The sequence below is a fragment of the Mesorhizobium qingshengii genome (genome assembly GCF_900103325.1).
In the GTDB taxonomy this organism is placed as follows: Bacteria; Pseudomonadota; Alphaproteobacteria; order Rhizobiales; family Rhizobiaceae; genus Mesorhizobium; species Mesorhizobium qingshengii.
Map to the genome: position 1 here is coordinate 1 of NZ_FMXM01000060.1, position 6122 is coordinate 6122.

The window sequence follows — 6122 nt, forward strand, 5'->3', positions numbered from 1 at the left end:
TAATAGTGAAGCCAGCTCTTGCATCTGCCGCCGCACCAACTCCTCGCTTAACCACGCCAAACCTTTACCGTTCGATGACGTTGGCACGGGAGAAAGTTCCTGCGGCACGCTGGGTTGTCGAGCGCCATGGTGATGAGCCGGTACTGGCCCGGCAAACGGCGGCGGAAAATCAGGTGCCGGAACCATAGCATTGAGCTCGAATGGTGTGGGCGGATTCCGATGGACCATTGCCTCGAACCCGCCGTCCTTGCGCCTCGGCAGGACGCTGCTCCCGGCAAACTCGTCCGCACCCGGATGGCGGTCGTGACGCCTGTTCAAAGCATGCACGGCTCCTGCAGACGCCGGCGGTTGACAATGGCTCGCACTTGACCCCAGAGAGGGCAGTGAGTCGGCCTTGTTCATTCCCTCCCAAAGTAGATCCTGATCGTAATCTTCCATAGGAACGACGAATCGCGGAGCGATAGCGTCATGCGGGGCACTGTGCTGCGCAGCGGCGCCCCCGATACCCCTAATCTCAGACTGCAGCCTTGGAATGTATTCGGACTCTCTCCCCCGCACGACGAGCTGCTCTTCCAATGGCAATGCGCCCACCTGGTAGGCGGAGGGCTGCATCGGCATGCAACCGCCTGAATTAGCGATCCCGTTCAGCTGCAGCTGAATGGCGACGGCTGGCGGCGCATTCAGTTTCCTCTGCCGCTTCGCTGGCCTCAACCCAGCTGTGTCATGCTCATCGCCGACGAAGGCTTCCTCGCTTGGCATTAGGTTGTTGCTCGAGGGGGGTACACCCATCAAATCGTCCCGAGACCGTTGGTGATTGGACACTCCGGGATACCGTGCCTGGTCATGCTCGAGAAATGACGACGGGCCGGGTTCGTCCATCAGCTCCAAACCCACGGTTTGATCGCGGGCTGCCGCACGAAGCAGCTTTGGCCAACTGCCAGCTTCATGCGAAGCGCTGTGCTGCGCAGCGGCGTCGCCGACCCAACTCGGCGCCAGCGATGTCGCGTCTCCGCAATTGATGAGCGAAACGGCCCCGGGGGGGGCGTTCCGCTTAGAGCGGCCGATCGCCACGATGCCGCCTGTCGACTGCGAGCTTCGGAGATGACCTAATGCCGTCAGGAGTCTCGCGGGATTGCCCTTTCCGATGAACTCGAGCACTTCACCGCCATCGGACAACGACTTGCTATTGAGCCGAGCACCAATGCTCGTTTTGTTATTTGCGTGCAGCCAGCGGCCAAAGCGGCGAAGAATTTGTGCATTATTCTTGATGGTGAGTTCGGCGGCGTTGCTTTTGGCGAGGGCCTCCTCAAGGCCTAAAATAAGGGAAGCATCCTGGGGATAGAGAGGCTGCTGCTTCCTGCGAACCCGAACTGACCGAGCCGGCCGCGGGAAGGACAACGGGCCGGGTTCGTCAGTCAACTCGAAACGCACATCATCTTGATCGTGGGCTGCGGCAGCCAGCTCCTTTGGCCAATTGCCGGCTTCGTGCGAAGCGCTGTACTGCGAAAGCGCCTCGCCGACCCGCCTCGGCTCCATCAGTACTGCGTCCTTGGGATCAGCAACGACGGGAACATGGCGTTCGCGCTCGATCGCTTTGGCGCCGGCGTGCGATTTTCGGAGATAAGCCAGTGCGGAGCCGATCCTTCGATCACCACCGGCGTCCATCCTGTAAACTTTGACATCTCCATCCAGCGCCTTGCCGGAAAGCCGGCCGGCGATGCCCTTCTTGTTCCTTTGACGCAGGTAGTCACTGAAACTCCTAAGAGCAGTTGCATTCCTTTTGCCGGTCTCAATATCGGCGTTGTCTCTGTACTCTTTGATGAGAGCCGCGATGAGAGCCGTGTCCTCCGGATGTGGAGTCAACTCAGCGCGGCCTGCGATCGGAGCGATGCCGCCCGTCGACTGCGAGGTCCGGAGATGATCTATGGCCGGAAGGAGTACCTTTGGATTACGCTTTCCTAAGAATTCGCGCGCATCATCGGTCAGCGACTGCTGGTCGAGGCGATACTTCATGGGAGTTTTGTCGTTTGCGAAGAGCCAGCGGCCAAATCTGCGAAGAGCACGTACATAGTCGTTGACGGTGTGCTCGGAGGCCCCGGCCTTAACGAGGGCATCGTCAAGCCCCAAAATCAGCGGAGCATCCTCGGGATAAAGAGGCTGGTTCCGACGCCGAACTGACTGAGCCGGCCGCGGCGGCGTAGAGGACGGGCCGGGTTCGGCCATCGGCTCTAACCCCGCGTCTTGATCGCGGGCTGCCGCAGGACGCTGCTTTGGCCAACTGCCAGCGTTTTGCGACGCGTTTTGCTGCGCAGCGCTGGCGCCGACCCACCTCGGCTCAAGCGGTGTCGCGTCTCCGGAATTGATGAGCGAAACGGCCTTCCGCTTAGGGCGGCCGATCGACACGATGCCGCCCGTCGACTGCGAGGTCGGAAGATGACCTAATGCCGGCTGGAGTTTCGCGGGATCGCCCCTTCCGATGAACTCGAGGACTTCACCACCATTGGACGGGTTGAGCCGACCACCAATCGGCGACGGCTGGGACGCCGAGCCGGCTGGTATTGCTTTACCGCCTCCACCTGAATTGGCGATCTCGCTCAGCTGCTGCTCAAACGCCACCGCAACTGCGGACGATGCCGCGGGTGAGCTCTCTCGCAGGCCGGTCCTGTTCGATTGTTCGCGCATCCGATTGGTTGAGGTGAAATCCATCCGTTCTCACTTTCAGCAATGCAAGCTAGTTTGAAGCCGAGCGTGTATCTGCCATAGGGGAGCTGTCGACAACCTGACGAAATCGAACGGTGCTGTCACATTGATTGAGGGGTAAGGAAATTGAGGTAGCAGCGCGCCCATGACCGTGAGTGCACCGACCTACAAGAACCACCGCTATCCGATCGAAATCGTGGCCCGTGCTATCTGGCTCTACTTCCGCTTCAATCTGAGCTTGCGCGATGTCGAGGAAATGCTGCTCGATCGCGGGATCGTCGTTTCCTACGAGACCATCCGCCGATGGTGCCGAAAGCACGGCCCTGATTATGCGCGCCGCATACGGCCACATTGCAAACAACGTGACAACGCCGATGGTTCAACTCGCCTGGCTATGGCTGCGTCATCAACCGCAATCGGCGCTTGCTCTCTGGTTCCGTGGACGCGTCGATCAAAACGGCGGGCGGATGCGTAAGACAATGATCGTGGCGCTCGCCCGCAAGCTGCTAGTCGCACTCTGGAAGTATGTGACCGCCGGCATCGTGATCGAAGGCGTCGTGGTGAAGGCTGTTTGACCCTAATCCCGTAATCCGCCAGGACCCGATCAGTCCTGGCCGATCCAGGTGGATGAACCGATACCTGGCATGGCCTGAATGCCGTTTTGTAGAATGGTCTCATCCTCCTGAGCCCTTGCCCGCCGCAAGCGGGATATTGGTGCAGCCGTCCTGAACGGCGACCGCATGTGAGGTTGATCGTGCTCGGAGACGGCCGGTCATGCAATCGGGCTCAGACATTGGATGCCGAAACAGTCCTGGAGTTCTGCGACAGAACCGACCGGTGGCCAGGTCATCTCGGAAGACCTCGGCATCAAGCTCGAGAATGTCGGCCTCAACATGCTCGGCCGCGCCAAGAAGGTGTCGATCTCCAAGGAGAACACCGCCATCGTCGATGGCGCCGGCAAGAAGTCCGAGATCCAGGGCCGCGTCGCCCAGATCAAGCAGCAGATCGAGGAGACCACCTCGGACTACGACAAGGAGAAGCTGCAGGAACGTCTCGCCAAGCTCGCGGGCGGCGTTGCGGTGATCCGCGTTGGTGGTGCGACGGAAGTCGAAGTCAAGGAAAAGAAGGACCGCGTTGACGATGCGCTGAACGCGACCCGCGCGGCCGTGGAAGAAGGCATCGTTGCCGGCGGTGGCGTGGCCCTGCTGCGCGCTTCGGCCAACATCAAGGCTGCCGGCGCCAATGCCGACCAGGCTGCTGGCATCAACATCGTGCGTCGCGCGCTGCAGGCTCCGGCCCGCCAGATCGCCTCGAACGCCGGTGTGGAAGCATCGATCGTTGCCGGCAAGATCCTTGAGAACAAGGGCGCGACCTTCGGCTACAACGTAAGCGGTGTTCTCAGGCCACGCTTTGAGATCGGGATTTGCGGCGTAGGCCCACGGCAGCAGTTGGTCGATCTGACTATTTGAATGCCCGTTGACGATCTTGGTGAGAACGTCAGAGAGATAGGCGAGCGGCTCGACATCGTTGAGCTTGGCGGTCTCGATCAACGACGCGATGGTTGCCCAGTGTTCGGCTCCGGCGTCGGAACCGGCAAACAGCGCATTCTTGCGATTGAGGGCAATTGGTCTGATTGAACAACGACGTTGGAGTCGATCTCGATCCGGCCATCGTCGATGAATCGGGTCAAGCCGTCCCAGCGTGACAAAGCGCAGCGGATTGCTTCGGCGAGCTTTGTCTTCTGGCTGATGTAGCTGAGTTGTTCATGCAGCCAGGGAGCAAGGCTGTCGGTGATCGGACGACTTCTTTCCTCGCGGGCGACATGACGCTCCTCGTGGGTCCGGCCACGTATCTCTTCTTCGATCCTGTAAAGTTCGGCGATGCGTCGCAGCGCCTCGCTGGCGATGGGTGCCGGACCGGCCGCAGCCAGCTCATAGAAGCGGCGTCGAACGTGGGACCAGCAGAAAGCTAGCAACACGGTGTTCTTTGCAGCGAGCGGGCGATATCCACTGTAGCCGTCTACCTGCAGGATGCCGACGAAGCCGTCGAGATGGGCCATCGGTCGTTCGCCTTTGCGATCTGGCGCATAGACATAGGCGACACCGGGCGGGTCATCGCCCTGCCACGGCCGGTCATCTCGTGCATAAGCCCAGAGCTGGCCGGTCTTGGGATGATCAAGCAGCCACTGATGGACCGGGCGCAGATGCCAGGCGGCACGGCCGACCCAGTCGGCGAGGGTCGCACGGTCGAGATCGATGCCCTGACGCTTGTAGATTTGCGCCTGGCGATACAGCGGCAAGTGGTCGGCATATTTGGAAATCAGCACCTGAGCGACGGTTGCTTCCGTCGGAATGCCGCCTTCGATCAGCCTTGCCGGGGCTGGAGCCTGAACAACGACCTCTCCGCAGGCCCGGCAGGCATACTTTGGGCGGCGCACCACAAGAACGCGGAATTGGGCGCGCACAAGGTCCAGCTTCTCGCTGACGTCCTCGCCGATACGATGCAGGTCGTTGCGGCAGCAGGGACAGGCGTGGTCATCTATATCGACCACGATCTCGATGCGCGGCAGATGTGCTGGCAGCGAATCTCTGTTCGTGCGGCGTTTGGCGACCTGCGCCTGTCGAACAGCGGGAGCGGCTTGCTCGTTGTCCTCCAGACCGGCAGCTTCGACTTGCTAGAGCGTTTCATGTTTTGACGGAAGCGTATCCGGCATTTTCGAAGTAGTTCTTGCATTCGGCTGCCTCGATGGTTTCGACGAGGTGGCCGATGTGGCGCCAAGTTTCCTCGACGGTGCGTTTCTGAGCCTGGCGCATCCAGTGTTTGATCTTGGCGAAGGCCTACTCAATCGGATTGAGGTCCGGAGAGTAGGGCGGCAGGTACCAAAGCCTGGCGCCGGCAGCCTTGATCATCTGCCTGATGGCCGCCGACTTATGACTTCCCAGATTATCCATGACGACGATGTCGCCGGGCTTCAGAACGGTGAGGAGCTGCTGCTCGACATAAGCGCGGAAGCATTGGCCGTTGATCGGTCCGTCGAAGACACAAGGTGCTGCGAGCCGATCCCAGCGCAGCGCGCCAAGGAAGGTCAGCGTGCGCCAGTGGCCGTGCGGCGCCAGGCCGCGCGGGACTGTCAGGAATTCCGTGTGCGGGCGGGCTGTTGAACATTATGCAGCCATTGCCCTGATGAAGCGCTCGCCGAAGATGACAGCGAATTGGGCCTTGGCCATGGTCCACTCACGTGGCGGCATTTTCCACTCTTTCTCGGATCGGTTCAAGATCAGATAGAGCAGCTTGGTCGCCGCGTCGTCGCTGGGGAAATGGCCCCTGGCCCTGACAGCCCGTCGAAGTTTCGAGTTCAACGCCTCTATTGAGTTCGTCGTGTAAATGATCCGGCGGACGTCGTCAGGGAACGCGAAGAATGG

Annotated in this window: 1 protein-coding gene and 6 pseudogenes; 3 read left to right on the forward strand and 4 right to left on the reverse strand. The window is 60.6% G+C overall.

All coding sequences use genetic code 11. From position 1 onward, the window contains the following. A pseudogene (locus BLS48_RS33830) lies at window positions 1-2706 on the reverse strand (hypothetical protein); the annotation flags it as partial. Window positions 2707-2845: 139 nt separating this feature from the next. Between BLS48_RS33830 and BLS48_RS33835 the strand changes: the two are divergent. From BLS48_RS33835 to BLS48_RS33845, 3 pseudogenes are all read left to right on the forward strand, one after another. Continuing rightward, window positions 2846-3064: pseudogene (locus BLS48_RS33835) on the forward strand (IS6 family transposase); the annotation flags it as partial. A 4-nt stretch (window positions 3065-3068) separates the two neighbouring features. Continuing rightward, window positions 3069-3275 (forward strand): annotated as a pseudogene (locus tag BLS48_RS33840) (IS110 family transposase); the annotation flags it as partial. A gap of 204 nt (window positions 3276-3479) precedes the next feature. Beyond that, window positions 3480-4091, forward strand: a pseudogene (locus BLS48_RS33845) (TCP-1/cpn60 chaperonin family protein); the annotation flags it as partial. 18 nt (window positions 4092-4109) lie between these two features. Here BLS48_RS33845 and tnpC read toward each other — a convergent pair. From tnpC to BLS48_RS33860, 3 genes and pseudogenes are all read right to left on the reverse strand, one after another. After that, window positions 4110-5374: pseudogene (tnpC, locus tag BLS48_RS33850) on the reverse strand (IS66 family transposase); the annotation flags it as partial. 10 nt (window positions 5375-5384) lie between these two features. Further along, window positions 5385-5822 (reverse strand): annotated as a pseudogene (locus tag BLS48_RS33855) (IS630 family transposase); the annotation flags it as partial. A 42-nt stretch (window positions 5823-5864) separates the two neighbouring features. Then, the coding region (locus BLS48_RS33860) for a transposase (protein WP_143019589.1) at window positions 5865-6122 on the reverse strand (258 nt) is incomplete at its 5' end.